At 64.3% G+C, this 16,346-nt stretch carries 13 protein-coding genes, 1 tRNA gene and 1 pseudogene; 9 read left to right on the top strand and 6 right to left on the bottom strand.

Annotation, left to right across the window (positions count from 1 at the left end; genetic code table 11):
- Positions 1–172: 172 nt before the first annotated feature.
- The gene (locus ACE03M_RS16110) at positions 173–1,258 is read right to left on the bottom strand and encodes an NAD(P)-dependent alcohol dehydrogenase (RefSeq protein WP_485935042.1); all 1,086 of its coding nucleotides are present in this window, start codon (positions 1,256–1,258) and stop codon (positions 173–175) included.
- Between the two features lie 170 nt (positions 1,259–1,428).
- Positions 1,429–3,270, bottom strand: coding sequence for a bifunctional 3'-5' exonuclease/DNA polymerase (locus ACE03M_RS16105; protein WP_485935041.1), 1,842 nt, complete (start codon positions 3,268–3,270; stop codon positions 1,429–1,431).
- Between the two features lie 165 nt (positions 3,271–3,435).
- Between ACE03M_RS16105 and cmtR the strand changes: the two genes are divergently transcribed.
- Together cmtR and ACE03M_RS16095 are read left to right on the top strand one after the other, a co-directional pair.
- Positions 3,436–3,819: a Cd(II)/Pb(II)-sensing metalloregulatory transcriptional regulator CmtR gene (cmtR, locus tag ACE03M_RS16100; protein ID WP_143922786.1), complete on the top strand. Its 384-nt coding sequence runs from the start codon at positions 3,436–3,438 to the stop codon at positions 3,817–3,819.
- A complete protein-coding gene (locus ACE03M_RS16095; protein ID WP_485935039.1) occupies positions 3,816–4,505 on the top strand; it encodes a cation efflux transmembrane domain-containing protein in 690 nt (229 codons plus the stop codon). Before cmtR ends, ACE03M_RS16095 begins: the two co-directional genes overlap by 4 nt.
- A 46-nt stretch (positions 4,506–4,551) precedes the next feature.
- Here the strand turns inward: ACE03M_RS16095 and ACE03M_RS16090 are convergent.
- The 4 genes and pseudogenes from ACE03M_RS16090 to ACE03M_RS16075 all read right to left on the bottom strand — a co-directional run.
- Positions 4,552–4,764: pseudogene (locus ACE03M_RS16090) on the bottom strand (short chain dehydrogenase); the annotation flags it as partial.
- Between the two features lie 59 nt (positions 4,765–4,823).
- Positions 4,824–5,294, bottom strand: coding sequence for an anthrone oxygenase family protein (locus tag ACE03M_RS16085; RefSeq protein WP_485935037.1), 471 nt, complete (start codon positions 5,292–5,294; stop codon positions 4,824–4,826).
- Positions 5,295–5,312: 18 nt separating this feature from the next.
- On the bottom strand, positions 5,313–5,792 hold the full coding sequence (locus ACE03M_RS16080) for a DUF1801 domain-containing protein (RefSeq protein WP_485935036.1): 480 nt from the start codon (positions 5,790–5,792) through the stop codon (positions 5,313–5,315).
- Between the two features lie 308 nt (positions 5,793–6,100).
- Positions 6,101–6,184: transfer RNA gene (locus ACE03M_RS16075), tRNA-Leu, on the bottom strand.
- A gap of 398 nt (positions 6,185–6,582) precedes the next feature.
- Here ACE03M_RS16075 and ACE03M_RS16070 point away from each other — a divergent pair.
- From ACE03M_RS16070 to pknB, 7 genes are all read left to right on the top strand, one after another.
- On the top strand, positions 6,583–7,425 hold the full coding sequence (locus ACE03M_RS16070) for an FHA domain-containing protein (protein WP_143922782.1): 843 nt from the start codon (positions 6,583–6,585) through the stop codon (positions 7,423–7,425).
- Entirely contained in the window at positions 7,422–7,940 is a 519-nt protein-coding gene (locus ACE03M_RS16065) for an FHA domain-containing protein FhaB/FipA (RefSeq protein ID WP_485935033.1), read from the top strand. The genes ACE03M_RS16070 and ACE03M_RS16065 overlap by 4 nt, the downstream gene beginning before the upstream one ends.
- Complete coding sequence (locus ACE03M_RS16060; RefSeq protein ID WP_485935032.1) at positions 7,937–9,391, top strand: PP2C family protein-serine/threonine phosphatase; 1,455 nt, start codon at positions 7,937–7,939, stop codon at positions 9,389–9,391. Before ACE03M_RS16065 ends, ACE03M_RS16060 begins: the two co-directional genes overlap by 4 nt.
- Positions 9,391–10,977 carry an FtsW/RodA/SpoVE family cell cycle protein gene (locus ACE03M_RS16055; RefSeq protein WP_485935030.1) on the top strand — a complete coding sequence of 529 codons (1,587 nt, stop codon included), beginning with the start codon at positions 9,391–9,393 and terminating at the stop codon, positions 10,975–10,977. The genes ACE03M_RS16060 and ACE03M_RS16055 overlap by 1 nt, the downstream gene beginning before the upstream one ends.
- Positions 10,974–12,443: a peptidoglycan D,D-transpeptidase FtsI family protein gene (locus ACE03M_RS16050; RefSeq protein ID WP_143922778.1), complete on the top strand. Its 1,470-nt coding sequence runs from the start codon at positions 10,974–10,976 to the stop codon at positions 12,441–12,443. Before ACE03M_RS16055 ends, ACE03M_RS16050 begins: the two co-directional genes overlap by 4 nt.
- On the top strand, positions 12,440–14,281 hold the full coding sequence (locus ACE03M_RS16045) for a protein kinase domain-containing protein (protein WP_485935027.1): 1,842 nt from the start codon (positions 12,440–12,442) through the stop codon (positions 14,279–14,281). Before ACE03M_RS16050 ends, ACE03M_RS16045 begins: the two co-directional genes overlap by 4 nt.
- An 83-nt stretch (positions 14,282–14,364) precedes the next feature.
- Positions 14,365–16,302, top strand: coding sequence for a Stk1 family PASTA domain-containing Ser/Thr kinase (pknB, locus tag ACE03M_RS16040; protein WP_485935025.1), 1,938 nt, complete (start codon positions 14,365–14,367; stop codon positions 16,300–16,302).
- The last annotated feature ends 44 nt before the right edge of the window (positions 16,303–16,346 follow it).

Here is a 16,346-nt window from a genome sequence, read left to right as displayed (position 1 = left end):
CCCGGGGCCTCGACCGTTCAGCCGACGAATCGGGCACTGAGTTCGTCGATCCTCATCGCTGAGAACCACCCCGAGGACCGGCGTGAGCGGTTCCAGCGCAGGGACAGGCTGCATTGCAGAAAAGGGGCCGCCTCGCTGAATAATCAGCGAAACGGCCCCTTCACCTCAGCAATCAGGCGAGCGCGGTCACCTCGGCGCCCTCAAATGTTGCGGTGTCGATGACGGCACGGAAGTAGACGTCGCCGGCGACGACGCGGTCATAGGTCGCATCCGCTTCGTCGATGCTCACGGTCTCGATTGTGGCGGCGATGTCGTGCTTCGCGCAGAAGTCGAGCATCTCCTGTGTCTCGGCGATGCCGCCGATCATCGATCCGGCCAGCACCTTGGCGCCGCCGATCACGGAGGCGAAGGACAGCGGCTGCTTCTCCGGAGGCATACCGACGACGGTCATGACTCCTCGGGCCTTGAGCAGACTCAGGTACTTGTCGACGGGAATGTCCGCGCTGATCGTATTGAGGATGAGGTCGAATTCTCCGCGGTGCTTGCTGAAGAAGTCCTCCTCTGTCGTCGCGAGCATCTGCTTCGCGCCGAGCTTGAGCGCCGCCTTCTCCTTATTCAGGGTGCGGGAGAGGACGGTGACGTCCGCGCCCATGGCAACGGCGATCTGGACACCCATGTGGCCGAGTCCGCCGAGTCCCAGAATGGCGACCTTCTTCGGTGCTCCGTCCTTGCTCTCACCTGCGCCCCAGCGGTTGAGCGGCGCATAGGTGGTGATGCCGGCGCAGAGCAGCGGGGCCGCAACGTCGAAGTCGAGAGCGTCGGGGATACGGCAGACGAAGCGCTCGTTGACGACGACCTTCTCGGCGTAGCCGCCCTGGGTGATGGTGTCGTCGACGTCGGTGGAGTTGTAGGTCCCGACCTGGCCCTTGAGGCAGTTCTGTTCCTGCCCTGCCCGGCACTCCTCACACTCTCCGCACGAGTTGACCATGCAGCCCACGCCCACGCGATCGCCGACCTTCCAGTCGGTGACGTCGGAGCCGACGGCCTCGACGACGCCTGCGATCTCGTGGCCTACGGTCAGGGGGAAGTGCGCCTCGCCCCATTCGTTGCGGATGGTGTGGATGTCGCTGTGGCAGATTCCGGCGGCCTTGATGTCGATGACCACGTCATCGGCCCGTGGGTCGCGGCGTTCGATGTTGGCAACCTGGAACGGCTGGTCGGGGCCGGTCTTCTGCAGTGCCTTGACGGTGATGCTCATGTGAACTCCTCGAAGTCAGTGGTGTTTCCGTTGCTGAAGATGGACTCCGGTGCCGATTGTGGGCACAGTGCCACAACCCAAACACGCATCACGCGGGTCCTATTCCATGCGCGGGCACTTATCTGTCGTGAGGTGGGCCTCAGAGCCCGTCCCGAGATGTGCGCCCGACGTCAGCCCTTGGCCGCCCGCTCGGAGATCGTGAGATCGAGAGGAAAGTCGACCGGTGCGTTGCCGAACAGGAGCTTCCCCGCCGAGGCGGCCGCTTCCCTGATCGCCTCCGCCGCGGCTTCGGCCTGCTGGGCTGGGGCATGCACGATGACCTCATCGTGGAGGAAGAACACCAGGTGAGCTCGTCGTGAGAACACCGGCCCCGAGGCCGTCGCCGCGTTCCCCATCGCCTCCCCCGCCGAGGTGGTGCCACCGTCGCTCCCGACTGCCGAGGTGATTCCAGGTTTTCGGTCATCGACGACCGGCAGCCGTGACAGCCGCAGTCTCAGGTCGGCCAGCCAGGCCAGTGCCCATTCGGCGGCGGTTCCCTGGACGACGAAGTTGCGAGTGAAGCGTCCCTGGTCACCGGCGGCGCGCCGGGCACGGTTCTCGTCCTGTTGGGTGGCGTCGAACTGGTTCGCCGCCGACTGGAGACGACGCCACCCTTCGCCTGGCGCCGGTGAGGTCCTGCCCAACCACGTGGACACGACTCCTCCGCGTGAACCCACCTCGGCGGCGGAATCGACCAGGCCCATCGCGGCGGGAAAGCTCGTGCGCAGGCGGGGCACGAGTCTGCCGCTGTCACCGGTCGTGGAACCGTACATGGCGCCGAGCACGGCGATCTTCGCCTCCTGTCGGGTGCCGACGATGCCTTCGGCGACGAGTCCGGAGTACAGGTCACGGCCACGACCGGCCTCGGCCATAGCTGCGTCCCCGGACATGGCGGCGAGCGCCCGTGGCTCCAGCTGGGCGACATCGGCCGAGATCAGCCGCCAGCCGGGGTCCGCGCGCAGTGCCGGTCGCAGCTGACGGGGAATCTGGAGAGCACCGCCGCCGCTGGCTGCCCAGCGACCGGTGACGACTCCTCCGGGCACGTAGACGGGACGGTACCGGCCCTCGGAGCCCCATTCGTCGAGCCAATGCCAACCGTTGGCAGTCAGCAGACGTGACTGCTTCTTGTACTGCAGCAAGGGTGCGATGGCGGGGTGTTCGCTCTGCTCGAGCTCCCATTTCGACGTCGAGGCGACATTGATTCCGGCGGCATGCAGGGAGTGGAGGAGTTTGACGTGGGAGTCGAGATTGGCCCGCGGATCGTCGAGAGCGGCTCTGACCTCCTCGGCGACGGCGAGCATCTTCGCAGGCTTCGCATCCCGCGCAGGACGGGGCCCGAGCTCCTCAGCGAGGATTCGGTCGTGTTCGGCGACGTCCCAGGGCACTCCGGCCGCCTGCATCTCCGCGGCCACGAGCCCACCGGCGGATTCCGCGGCGAGCAGCAGACGCAGCCGGCCGGGATCGGAGGCAGTCTGCACGGCGGTGGACTGACGGGAGAATTCGGCGAGCGCAGACTCGATGTCGTGCGGGACCGTTTTGATGTGGCTGCGTCGTTCGGTGACTTCGAAGAGCGCCTCCGCCTCGGGCGCGGTCGGGGCGCTCACGGGGCCCGCCTCCCATTCTTCGGCGGCCGCAACCCCTCCGCGGTCGGTCACGAGTTCCGAGCGCATGAGTATCGCGTGGGTCAGTCGCAGGTCATAGCAGCGTTCGATCTGCACCCCGGCGGCCAACAGGGCTGGGTACCAATTCGGAGTGTCGCTGAAGACCCACCTGGGCCGGCCCTCTGCTTCTCGGCTTCGCACGAATTCCGGCAGCTCATCCACGCCGAGGTGGTGGCGCCCGATCCGCTGCCTGGCATCGTCGAGGTCGACGACGGCGATCATCGAACCCATACCCCGAATGCCGCCAAGGGCACGATCGGGCGCACGGCCGATCACACACCACGCAGCGGGGGCAGAATCGGGTGAGGTCATGGAACCAAACTACTGCCTGTGCAGGACAGAGTGAGATCCGGCCCGCAAATGTCGTGTTCTGCGCTGTCCGGAGCCGGTGAATTTCGTTGTCGTGCAGGATCCAACAGGCCGACGAATACGTTCAGCCCTCTCGATATAGGTCAGCGCATACTGTATGGTCAGCATATGCTGACCATTGCTTCTCGCGTCGACGTGATGAACCGTCTGGGTCGGGCCATGGCCGATTCAACCCGCTCGCGAATCCTGCTCTCGCTGTTGGACTGTCCCGGATATCCTGCGCAGCTCGCGCGCGATCTGGATCTGACCAGGACGAACGTCTCAAATCATCTCGCCTGTCTGCGCGGATGCGGAATAGTCGTGGCCGAGGCGCAGGGGCGACAGACCAGATACGAGATCGCGGATCCCCACATCAGCTCGGCCCTCAACAGTCTGCTCGACGTCACTCTCGCAGTCGACGAGAGCGCCCCCTGCCTCAACCCCTCCTGCACCGTGCCCGGCTGCTGCGATCGCGAACCTGCCGACGACCGTGACAATCGGGCCAAGGCGTGAGCAACACGGCTGTTCCCATAGCTCCACCGCGCATACAGGTTCTGCGTCGACGCATCAGGATCGTCGTGGCCATCACCATCACGTGGAACGTCATCGAGGCCGTTGTGGCTCTCATCGCAGGTGGGGCAGCCTCCTCGGCGGCTCTCATCGGCTTCGGACTCGACTCGATCGTCGAAGTCCTCTCTGCGGCAGCCGTGGCATGGCAATTCGCAGCGCCCGACCCCGAGAGAAGGGAGAAGACGGCCCTGCGCGTGATCGCGGTGTCCTTCTTCGCCCTGGCAATCTACGTCAGCGTCGATGCGATCGCTTCCCTGACCGGTTGGCGCGATCCAGAGCATTCCACCGTCGGCATCGTCATCGCCGCCCTGAGCCTTCTCGTCATGCCGTTCCTCAGCTGGTTCGAACGTCGCACGGGGCGCGAACTCGGGTCCGCCTCGGCGATCGCAGATTCCAAACAGACCCTGATCTGCACATATCTCTCTGCCGCTCTGCTCGCAGGATTGCTGCTCAACAGCATCCTCGGGTGGGCATGGGCGGACTCACTCGCTGCTCTCGTGATCGCCGTCTTCGCCATCAGAGAGGGTATCGAGGCGTGGCGCGGGGACGCCTGCTGCGCCGCTCCAGTGTCTGTGCTCACCGGCGAACACGAGGCCGACGGCTGTGCTGGCGATCGCTGTCAGGATTGACCTCGGCAGACTGCGCTCCCAGGACTCAGGGTGACTTCTCACTTCACTTGTAGGCCCTCATTCGGTCATAGGGCGTCTCCCAGTTGATGCCGCCTCGGTTGGCCGCGATGCTGACCTGCGAAGTCACTTGCGCCCGCACCTCTCTCAACAGTGAGAGCAGACGACCGACAAGTGCGACGTGGCCGAGGTGGTCGGAGCCGAACTGGAGCTCGAAGCCGTCGTCGGTCGTCTGCCGCTTCGGTGGGGTCATGACCGAACTCGGCAGCGATTCCAGCGAGAAGCTTCAGCTGCTCTCGGTCATCGGGGCATCCGGGGCATCTAGCCGAGACCCATTCCAGCAGTGAAGCAGGCGAACGCACCGATGCTGGTGAGAGTCCGAGCATGGTTCCACCGATTCCAGCGAGACTCGAACCTCTGACGTGCCTCGGTGTCGACTTCTGACCTGTCCAAGGCGTTGTTGAGGGGAACATTCGCGCCGGCAGTGATGACGAAGGTCAACACCGAACAGAGAGCCGCGATCACCAGCCACAGCCCGGGTTCCGCACCTCCGCCCCACAGCCGAAGGACCACAGTTGCCACAGCCGACAAGGGTGCCAGACAGAACACGAGCAGGAACAGTGGATTGAGGATTGCAGTGTTGATCGCCCGGAAGGATCGGACGTAGGTACTGTCATCGACGCGTCGGAAGCCCGGGATGACGGCGATGCTGAAGGCGAAGAACAGTCCGGCCAACAGCCCGTTGAGGACGATCGCAAGGAGAAGACAGCTTGTGAGAACGCTTGGGAGCATGTCATCCACCCAGGGTCATCAGGCGGTCGCTGACCTGATGAGGTCCGCGATGGTCTCCCACGCAGCCTCACTCGGATCCTCCAAGGCGTAGGAGGTCGGCCAGAATCCATCCGGGTTGTCGAGTGCGGCTTCCGGGCTGAACCCGAATGTGGAGTAGCGGTCCTTGTCCATCCCTCCGCTGCGGAAGAAGCAGATGACCTTCCCCTTCCGGGCATACCCGGGCTGTCCGTAATAGAGCTTGGGCGCCAGATCCGGTGCGACGGAGCCGACGATCGAATGGAGACGTTCGGCCATCTCACGATCACCGGCGGGCATCTGCTCGATCTTCGCCAGCAGGTCGGCCTCGTTCGCCGCGGCCTTGGAGGCGGCCTTGTCCTCAAACTTGCGTCGCTTCGCCTGGGTCTTGAGCTCCTTTGCCCGATCTTTGATCGCCGCGCGCTCCTGGTCAGAGAATCCATCGTCTCTGGCATTGCTGTCGTCTGTGGCGTTGGGGGACATCGCGCGTTCCTCACTTCGACTTGCTGTGGGCCATCCGTATCCCCACAGTACTTGTGTCCGCGAGGCGGCACTTCTCGAATCCTGATGGATCGGACAGATCCTGCCCACTGCTGCAGAACCCACCCACGGCGACCGGCGTGAGGGTGGAAGTCCACAGTCGAAGTCAAACTCAGCTGGTTCAGGCCTACTCAGCGTGACCTCCTTCGATCGCCTCTCAACTCTCAGGGGGGCACCTCACACGTATGCAGACGCGAAACAGCCCTCCACCGTGGCCCCGAAGGACCCTGGTGAAGGGCTGTTGTTCACTGTGCGCGAGGGGGGACTTGAACCCCCACGACCTTGCGATCACTGGCACCTGAAGCCAGCGCGTCTACCAATTCCGCCACTCGCGCGAACAAGAGAAAACTCTAGCATCGCGACCCCGAAGAATGAAACCGAGCTCAGCCGAAACGCCCGAAACGTGTCGACGTTCACATTCGATGCCCGTCCGCTTCGCGTCTGAGGTGACGCACGCCTCATCTCCCATGACATCGGCGCTCGTCAGAGGCTCAAGGAGTACTCAGCGACAACCCCTAAGCTGGACGACCGCCGGGAATCCGAGCAGACCTCGGCCCCGAAATACCCAGTGACGTGAGTTGAGAGCTTCACCGCGTTAGGATTGGGTGTTGGTGTCTCCATCTCGGTGTCCTTTTCCGAGCGTGGAATCACCTAGACAGACTCGCTCGGACGCACAGTCCGGGCTGGTGGCGAAACGTTCGTCACGCGCACGACACCTGGATGAGGAGGTGCCATGGGGATTCTCGATCGTTTCGAGAAGGGATTGGAGAATGTCGTCAACGGCGCCTTCGCCAAAGCGTTCCGCTCACAGGTGGAACCGGTCGAGCTGGCCGGCTCACTGCGACGCGAAGCCGATAACAAGGCCGCAGTCGTCTCGCGCGGACGGACACTGACCGCCAACCACTACAGCATCGAGCTGTCACCCACAGATTTCGACCGGCTCTCGGGGCTTGAGAATGAACTCCGCTCGGACCTGCGACAGGTGATCGGTGATCACGCGGTCGAGCAGGCCTACAGCTTCGTCGGTCCCGTCTCCGTCGAATTCGTCGAAGCAGAAGATCTCGACACCGGAATGTACCGTGTCGTCTCAAGCACACAGCGTCCCGACGGATCGCCCGCAGCCCAACCGGCCAACCGCGGCGGCTACGACCCCGTGTCCCGCTCACACAACATCGTGGGTGAAGGACAGGCCAACTCCGGTTCCCGTCCGGTCCCGCCCAGGCGCACCCCGGAACCCACACCAGCGCCAGTGCGCCAGGCCGCACCGTCCAGATCGCGCACGATCGATGCGAGCGTCACCATCCACGGACAGGACTACGCACTGCACCAGGGCACGAACGTCTTCGGACGCTCCTCATCCAGCTCCGATTACGTCATCGACGACCCCGGCGTCTCCCGCCGGCACTTCGAGATCACCGTCGAGCGCGATCACGCGGTCGCCAACGACCTCGGATCGACCAACGGAACACTTCTGCGCGGCCGCAAGCTCACCTCGGCGAACCTCGCCGACGGTGATGTCCTCATGGCCGGAGATGCAGAGGTGCGCTACCACGAGATCGAACAGGACGCCCAGTGAGCGAATTCACCGTCACCGTCTTCCGGTTCGCCTTCTTCATCATCCTCTGGCTCTTCGTGCTCGGAGTGGCCGGTGTCCTCAGACGCGACATCTTCGGTGCCAAAAAGGCCCCCAGGAAGTCTCGCCGAGGTGGCAGAGCCTCCCGTAACGCAGCTCCGAGCCCGGCACCGAGCAGACCAGCACCGGTCCCCGCGCCGACACCTGCTCCCGCGAGGTCTCAAGCGCATCCGGGATCTGTCCGTGTCACCGGTGGGCCCTTGACCGGGACCTTGATCGCCCTCTCCGGGGCGCCGGTGACCTTCGGGCGTGCGCCGGACAACTCGATCGTCATCAATGACGATTTCGCCTCCAGCCATCATGCGCGAATCGTGGCCGCCAACGGCTCCTGGGTCCTTGAGGATCTGGGCTCGACGAACGGGACGATCGTCGACGGCTCGCCCATGCATTCGCCCATCAGTCTGCGGATCGGCACCCAGATCACCATCGGCCATACGACGCTGGAGACCCAATCGTGACGACCGACGGTACGATCACCCTCCGTTCAGCAGCCCGGTCTCACACCGGGCTGGTGCGTAAGAACAACCAGGATTCCGGCTATGCGGGACCGAATTTCTTACTCATCGCTGACGGAATGGGCGGTCACGCAGGCGGGGACGTCGCCTCGGCGATCACCGTCTCCCGCCTCGCCGACCTCGATCGGGAACCCAGCGGCGAGGACGCTCTGGAGATCCTGCGCACCTCGATCCTCGAGGCCAATGACCGCATCTGCCGCGGTGTCGCCGAACAACCCGAGCTCGCCGGCATGGGCACCACGGTCACCGCTCTGCTGAGGGCACCGGGCAACCGGTTCGCACTCGCCCACATCGGCGACTCCCGCGGCTACGTGCTGCGCGACGGGGAACTTCAGACCGTCACCCACGACCACACCTTCGTCCAGATGCTCGTCGACGAAGGTCGCATCACCGCTGACGAGGCGGAGACCCACCCGCAGCGATCGGTCGTCATGAAGGTCCTCGGCGACGTCGGAGCCTCCCCCGATCTCGACCTCACTCTGCGAGAAGCCCACGTCGGCGACCGCTGGATGCTGTGCTCGGACGGACTGACCGGCTTCGCGGACATCGACGACATCGCCCGCATCCTCACCGAGGTCTCCGATCCCGACGAATGCTGCCGTCAGCTCATCGACCTGGCCCTGGCAGGGGGCGGTGCCGACAACGTCACCGTCGTCATCGGCGACGTGCTCGAGGGCACCGTCGACACCGTGCACGGCAGCTCCGTCGGCTCCGTCCACCTCAACCCGAAGTACGCCACGATCGGCACGAACCCCGACGTCGACGAAGCCACCACGGAGACTCAGCCCCACTACGGCAACGGCGACATCCCCACCGACACCGTTCCCCTGCAGGCGGTGTCCGACTCCGATAAGCAGGAGCCCACCGCCGAGGTGGTCCCACCCTCCCAGCGCACCGACACGGAGACGTCCGACAGGGACGAACTCACCGAGGAGGATGACCTCGACGCTGACGACGACGAGGTCGAAAAGCGGTCCTACCTGGGTTGGATCATCGCGGCCATCGTCATCGTCGCGATCGCCGTAGGCGGATTCTTCGCCTACAACTACATGAACAACCACTACTACCTGACGAATCTCGATGGGAAAGTCACCCTCTATCGGGGCCTCGACACCACCTTGGGACCCATCGAACTCAGCCAGCTCGAGGACACCACCGACATCGAGGTCGGTACCCTCAACAGCTTTTCGCAGGATCGTCTGCGCGGCTCCATCCAGGCTGACTCCCGCGACGAGGCCGATCGCATCATCGAGAACCTGCGTCAGGAAGCCGACAAGTCCGGCACTGTCTCGGGCAATGCGGAAGACGCCGCGAGCCCCAGCGATCCCGCACCGTCACCACCGAGTTCCCAAGCGGTCGATCCCAGTGATGCCATCACTGAGGAGTCACAATAATGTCCGCGAACCCCAACCAAGGCGCGCGGCCACGGCCTTATCGCTTGGCGGAACTCGGCCTCCTCATCCTCGCCATCGCCGTATCCACGAGCGCCTACGCCCTCGTGGGACTCGGCACCGAGGACACGATCCCCGCCAATGTCTACCAGTACGCGGCGTGGTTGGCCGCACTCGGCCTCATCATCCACATCGTCGTGTGGTGGAAGGCCAAGTACGCCGACCCTGTCCTCATCCCGATCGCAGTTCTGCTCAACGGCCTGGGCCTGGCGATGATCTACCGCGTCGACCTCGGCCGGGACGAATACCAGAACAGCGGAGTCACCCAGCTGATCTGGATGACCTTGGGCGTCGCTCTGGCCGTCGGCATCATCATCTTCTTGGGTGACCACAGGTGGCTGCGCCGCTACACCTTCCTCTCGGGGTTCGCTGCGCTGATCTTCCTCATGCTCCCGCTGCTTCCCGGCCTTGGCAAGACGGTCAACGGTGCGCGCATCTGGATCGGCGTCGGCCCGATGTCCTTCCAGCCCGGTGAGATCGCCAAGATCCTGCTGGCCATCTTCTTCGCCGGCTACCTCGTGTCCTATCGTGACCAGTTGGTTCTGGCCGGCCCGAAGATCCTCGGCATCCGCTTCCCGCGGCTGCGTGACTTCGGTCCCATCATCATCGCTTGGGTGGCCAGCGTCGGCATCCTCGTATTCGAGAGGGACCTGGGCACCTCGCTGCTGTTCTTCGGCCTGTTCGTCGCCATGCTCTATGTTGCGACGAGCAAGGTCTCCTGGATCATCCTCGGACTCGGCTTCTTCGCTGCCGGCGCGGTCGCGGCGACCTTCCTCTTCTCCCACGTCGGGCAGCGTGTCGACGGTTGGCTCAATGCGCTCACTGCCGAGGAGTACAACAAAACCCCTGGTGGTTCGTACCAGCTGGTCCAAGGTCTGTTCGGCATGTCCAACGGCGGGCTGACCGGAACCGGACTCGGTGAGGGCCGACCCAACATGGTCCCCTATGCCGAATCCGACTTCATCTACGCCAGCCTCGGCGAAGAACTGGGCATGGCGGGGCTCTTCGTGATCCTGCTCTGCTACCTGTTCATCTTCCAGCGCGGCATCAAGACCGCCCAGCAGCTGCGCGACGGTTTCGGCACCCTGCTGGCCACGGGCTTGAGCTTCACGATCGCCCTCCAGGTCTTCGTCGTCGTCGGCGGCGTCACCCGCCTCATTCCGCTCACGGGTCTGACCACGCCGTTCCTCGCCCAAGGCGGGTCGTCTCTGATCGCAAACTGGATGATCATCGCGCTGCTCCTGCGCATCTCCGACAATGCCAGGCGACCGGTGGAGGAGTTCCACACCGGTGTCCTCAAGATCACGGAGGATCCCGACGACGCCACCGCCTCGGCGCGGGCGGCCGGGAATCGCAATGACACGAGACGTGTCGAGGGAGCACACGAACACGCGACTGGCGGTCTCGCCACGAATCGCGCCACCAGCGACGATGCGCCGACGACCAACATCGGCGCCGCCGATCTCGAGACAGACCGGTCCGATGAGGACCCGACGACCAATCTGGGCACTACCGGAGGTGAACGATGAAGAAGCCACTGAAGCACATCAGCATCGTCGGGTTCGTCATGTTCGCGCTCCTGTTCAGCTCCACCAGCTGGGTTCAGTTCGTCACCGCCGACTCACTGAACAACAATGCGCTCAACAACCGGAAGGTCCTCGACCAGCTGGCTCGCGACCGGGGTCCGATCCTCGTCGACGGCAAGAAGATCGCCTACTCGGAACCAGTCGACGACAAATACAAGTTCCAGCGCAAGTACGGCTCGGAGGGCCTCGATCCCCGTGCCTACGCCTCCATGACCGGGTACTACTCCATCGTCTCGGGAGCTTCGGGCATGGAGCGTGCCTCCGGCGAGTACCTCTCCGGCGACTCCGACGCGTTGTTCTACGACAAGGTCGGCAGCCTGGTCACAGGTGAGCAGCCCCGCGGTGCGGCCGTGGAGCTGAGCATCGACCCGAAGGTGCAGAAGGCCGCCTGGGACGGACTGGGCAACCAGAACGGTGCAGCGGTCGCCCTCGATCCGAAGACCGGCAAGATCCTCGCCATGGCCTCGACACCTGGCTGGGACCCCAACCCCATCGCCAGTCATGACTCCTCGACCGCGCAGTCCGCCTTCGAGACTCTCAACAACGCTGAGGACAAGCCTGCCTATAATCGCGCCATCGGCGGAAACCTGTACCCACCGGGCTCGACGTTCAAGGTCCTCGTGGCTGCGGCCGCGCTGGAATCGGGCGATTACAAGCCGGATTCGACGCTGAACGGTCCGGCAGAGCTCGACCTGCCCCAGACCACCTCCACGATCGGCAACTCCCATCCGGGCGCCTGCCGCAACGGCGGAAGCCCGTCCCTGGCCGATTCGCTCGCCGAGTCCTGCAACACCTCATTCGCCTCACTCGGAATGGATCTGGGCGAGGATGCGATCAAGGAACAGGCGGAGAAGTTCGGATTCGGCCAGGAGATGGAGATTCCGCTCAACGTCAGTGCGTCCACGTTCCCGAAGGACCTCAATCCACCCCAGTTGGCTCAGTCCTCGCTGGGACAGTACGAGGTCAGGTCCACGCCGATGCAGATGGCGATGATGACAGCGGGAATCGCCAACGGCGGCAAGATGATGAAGCCGCAGCTCGTCGACCGGGTTCTGAACGCGAGCACTCTCGAACCCATCAAGGAGATGCGCCCAGCGCAGATGTCGCGGCCCGTTTCGGGTAAGACCGCCGATCAGCTGACCACGATGATGGAAGGCGTGGTCGAGGACGGAACCGCCTCGGTGGCCAAGATGAACGGCACGAAGGTCGCCGCGAAGACCGGCACCGCACAGCACGGACCCGGTGCGGCCCCGCACGCGTGGTTCATATCATTCGCCCCAGCCGATGATCCGAAGATCGCAGTCGCGGTCGTCGTGGAGAACGGCGGAAACGCGGGCAACGAAGCTTATGGAGCGACGGTCGCAGGACCGATCGCCAAGGACATGATGGAAGCGGTGGTCGAAAAATGAGACCCGTCGAAGGCACCCTGTTGGGAAACCGATACAAGCTCACCTCTCGCATTGCCGTGGGCGGCATGGGCGAGGTCTGGAAGGGCGTCGACTCCGTGCTCGGCCGTGAGATTGCGGCGAAGATCCTCAAGGACGAATACCTTTCGGATACGACCTTCCTCGCGCGGTTCCGCGCCGAGGCACAGAACATGGGACGCGCATCGGACCCCGGTATCGCCGGTGTCTTCGACTACGGCGATGAGCAGGGATCCCCTTATCTCGTCATGGAGTACGTGCCAGGTGAGGCACTGTCGGCGATCATCGAGCGCAGCGCACCCCTGTCGGAGACGGATACTCTGAGCATCGTGTCCCAGTCCGCGCAGGCGCTGGGGGCGGCCCACAAGGTGGGAGTCATCCACCGCGACATCAAACCCGGCAACATCCTCATGACCCCGGACTTCCGGGTCAAGATCACGGACTTCGGCATCGCCCGCGTCACCGACCAGGCCCCGCTGACGAAGACCGGCCAGGTGATGGGCACCGCCCAGTACCTGGCACCGGAGCAGGCCACAGGCAAGGGTTCGGGGTCCGGCTCCGACCTCTACGCTCTGGGCATCATCGCCTATGAGGCACTGGCCGGGCAACGTCCGTTCACCGGTGACTCGCAGGTCGCGATCGCCATCGCCCAGGTCAACCAGCAGCATCCGCCGCTTCCGGACACAGTGTCCGAGCCATTGCGGCGCTTCGTCGACTGCCTGCTTGAGAAGAAGCCCGAACGCAGGCCCTCGGATGCCATGGCGGTATCCCGGGCCGCCGATGCGCTGGCCGCAGGCGATGTCGCAGGTGCGGAAGAGATTCTGCCGCAGATGCGACTGGGCAGCGCCGCCTCCGATGCACTGACCCAGGTCTTCAACAGCCCCGAACCCGTGCCGACGACCAAGGCGATGCCGGTCACGGCGTCCAACGAGGAGACTCGTGCCTACCCGGGTGCAGCTGCCGCAGGTATTGCTGGTGCAGGTGCGGCCGGTGCAGCGGGCGCCGGAGCTGCGAATGGCAGCGAACTCGACGCTGAGAACCCAGAGGACAAGGAGCTCGACGAGAAGCAGTCGAAGAAGGGCCGCGCCCTCATCTGGATCCTCGCGATCGTCGCACTCATCGCCGTCGGTTCGCTGCTGTGGTTCTTCCTCGGAGGAGGCAACGCCGAGCCCGAGCCGGACCCCAGCACCAGCGCCCCCACGACTTCGCAGGCAGCGAAGACGATCGAAATCGACAAGAGCGATTACATCGGACTGACCGAATCCTCGGCGACTCAGAACCTCGAACGGCAGGGGCTGGAAGCCGAGACCCAGACCATCGAGTCCTCCCGCGCAGCGGGCACGGTCGCCGATGTGGGTGAGGGCGACAACGGCTACACCTTCGAAGAGGGCGATACCGTCACGCTCTACATCTCCTCTGGCCCGGCCGAAGAGCCGGTGGAGACGGAGGAACCTGAACCTTCGAACACTCCCACACCGTCAGAGACCAGCGGCGACGATGGATCGGGATCGAGCAGCAACGACGATGGGGGCTCCTCGAGCAACGAGAGCAGCAACTCGAACGATACCGGCTCGTCGAATTCCGACAGTGCTTCGACCAGTGATTCCGAGGGCAGCGACTCGAGCAGCACAGACGACGGAGCTGACACCGACTCGGGCTCGAGCAGCGATCCGAACGGCGGCCAGAACGGCAATGACAACAGCGGTTCGAACCCGAACAGCGGGTCTGACAACTCCGACGACGGCGGCGGAAACCAGTCCGGAGGGGGCGGCAGCGAAGATCCCAGTGCCGGCACAGACTTGGACGAGTCGATCTTTGGCTGACACCATGCGCTGAGAAGACGAGTAATCTACTTGACATGCGGAGTACTTTCCCACGACGTGGGTGAACCAAGCGGAGGACCAGAATGAATGAACCCAAGGTGCTGTCGGGGCGGTACGAGGTTCGTGCGCTCCTCGGCCGTGGGGGCATGGCAGAAGTGCACGAGGGCGTCGACAACCGGCTCGGCCGGCGCGTCGCGATCAAGCTTCTGCGGTCCGATCTCGCTCGTGATCCTTCGTTCCACACACGTCTCAAGCGTGAGGCGCAGTCCGCGGCAGGGCTGAACCATCCGGGCATCGTCGCTGTCTACGACTCGGGCGAAGAGGACTTCGTGGAGACCGGAGGCTCCAATGTCTCCGTGCCCTTCATCGTCATGGAGTATGTCGAGGGCCAGACGCTGCGCGAGGTCCTCAACGAGCACGGCACCCTGACCATCGACGAAGCGCTCAACGTTGTCGCCGGTGTGCTCGCCCCACTCGAGTATTCCCACCGCAACGGAATCGTCCACCGCGATATCAAGCCAGCCAACGTCATGCTCACCCCCGAGGGTGACATCAAGGTCATGGACTTCGGCATCGCCCGCGCGCTCAAGGACAACAGCGGGCTGACCCAAACCCAGTCGGTCGTGGGCACCGCCCAGTACCTGTCCCCCGAGCAGGCCCGTGGTGAGGTCGTCGACGCCCGTTCGGACTTGTATTCGACGGCCTGCCTGCTCTATGAACTCCTCGTCGGCCGGCCCCCGTTCGTCGGAGATTCGCAGCTGGCGGTCGCCTACCAGCACGTGGGCGAGACGCCGAAGCCTCCGAGCTTCTACAATCCGAATGTTCCCCCCGAGGTCGACCGCCTCCTCATGCATTCGCTGCTGAAGGATCGTGACGAGCGCTACCAGGACGCCTACATCTTCCGTGAGGATGTCCTCGCGGCTCGTGACGGTCGTCCCCTGAGTTTCGACGACGACATGGATCGCACCCAGGCGTTCCCGATGGCCGGGGCCATGATGGGTCCTCCGCAGTATGCTCAGGACGCCGAGGTGGAGCCTGAGACGGGTGCCGTGTCGACGATCATGGCCAAGCAGGACGAACCACCGCCGCCGAGGCGTTCGCGCGCCTGGATCTGGATCGGCAGCATCTTCGTGCTGTTGGCTCTTGCCGCCATCGCTTTGTGGGTCTACGAGATCAACAAACCACCGGAGATCATCCAGGTCGAGGTCACTGACGTGGCGAATATGGACGCCGATGAGGCCGAGTCCGCTCTCATCCAACAGGGCCTGAGAGTCGACAGAGACGAGTCGTACAGCGAGGACGTCGACGAGGGCAAGGCCATCAAGACCGATCCCGCCGGCGGCCAGCGGGTGGAGCAGGACAGCGTCGTGAAGCTGGTCATCTCCTCCGGCCCCGAAAGCGTCAAGGTCCCCGATGTCTCCGGCAAATCCGAGCAAAGTGCCCGCAAGATCCTCAACGACGCCAAGCTCCAGGCAGGCACGCATATCTCCCAGAACTCTCCGGACGTGGAGAAGGGTGTCGTCATCGAGACGAAGCCCGGCGCCAGCTCCGAGGTGGATGTGGACTCAAACGTCGACCTCGTCGTGTCCTCGGGAATGGTCGAGGTCCCCGATGTGACGGGCAAGTCCGCGGAGGAGGCATGTGAGATCCTCGAGGGCGACGACTACCAGCTGGGGTGCACCACCGAAGAGATCGAGACCGCAGACGAACCCGCGAAGAAGGTCTTCGAACAGTCATCGGCTGGCGGCAGCGAGGTCAAGCAGGGCTCGGAGATCACGGTCAAGGTAGCCAAGAAGCCGCCGGAGGAGCCATCGTCGCCAAGCATTCCGTCCATCCCCGGAGGGGTCCCCACGTCGCCGTCTGACGACGGTGGCAGCGATGACAGCGGCGATGACACCGGTAGCGGCGAGAAGGACAAAGACAAGGACAGTGACTCGGATGCCGAGGCCATCGGCGGAGGCGGAGGCGGAGGCGACTGGTTTGACGGCTTCTCCGACTCAGGCGCCGACGGCAACCGCTGAGTGAGTCCGACCAAGCCGAAGGTCTGAAACGGCTGGGGGGGGGG

It is taken from the genome of Brevibacterium sp. AGC70 (assembly GCF_057334195.1).
This window is presented reverse-complemented; position numbering and strand designations above follow the sequence as displayed.

Excerpts from the sequence above, each read along its gene's own strand:
- ACE03M_RS16045 (WP_485935027.1), top strand. The coding sequence starts at position 12,440 with ATGAGACCCGTCGAAGGCACCCTGTTGGGAAACCGATACAAGCTCACC.
- ACE03M_RS16050 (WP_143922778.1), top strand. The coding sequence starts at position 10,974 with ATGAAGAAGCCACTGAAGCACATCAGCATCGTCGGGTTCGTCATGTTC.
- pknB (WP_485935025.1), top strand. The coding sequence starts at position 14,365 with ATGAATGAACCCAAGGTGCTGTCGGGGCGGTACGAGGTTCGTGCGCTC.
- ACE03M_RS16105 (WP_485935041.1), bottom strand. The coding sequence starts at position 3,270 with ATGACCTCACCCGATTCTGCCCCCGCTGCGTGGTGTGTGATCGGCCGT.
- ACE03M_RS16085 (WP_485935037.1), bottom strand. The coding sequence starts at position 5,294 with ATGCTCCCAAGCGTTCTCACAAGCTGTCTTCTCCTTGCGATCGTCCTC.
- ACE03M_RS16055 (WP_485935030.1), top strand. The coding sequence starts at position 9,391 with ATGTCCGCGAACCCCAACCAAGGCGCGCGGCCACGGCCTTATCGCTTG.
- ACE03M_RS16070 (WP_143922782.1), top strand. The coding sequence starts at position 6,583 with ATGGGGATTCTCGATCGTTTCGAGAAGGGATTGGAGAATGTCGTCAAC.
- ACE03M_RS16110 (WP_485935042.1), bottom strand. The coding sequence starts at position 1,258 with ATGAGCATCACCGTCAAGGCACTGCAGAAGACCGGCCCCGACCAGCCG.
- cmtR (WP_143922786.1), top strand. The coding sequence starts at position 3,436 with ATGCTGACCATTGCTTCTCGCGTCGACGTGATGAACCGTCTGGGTCGG.
- ACE03M_RS16080 (WP_485935036.1), bottom strand. The coding sequence starts at position 5,792 with ATGTCCCCCAACGCCACAGACGACAGCAATGCCAGAGACGATGGATTC.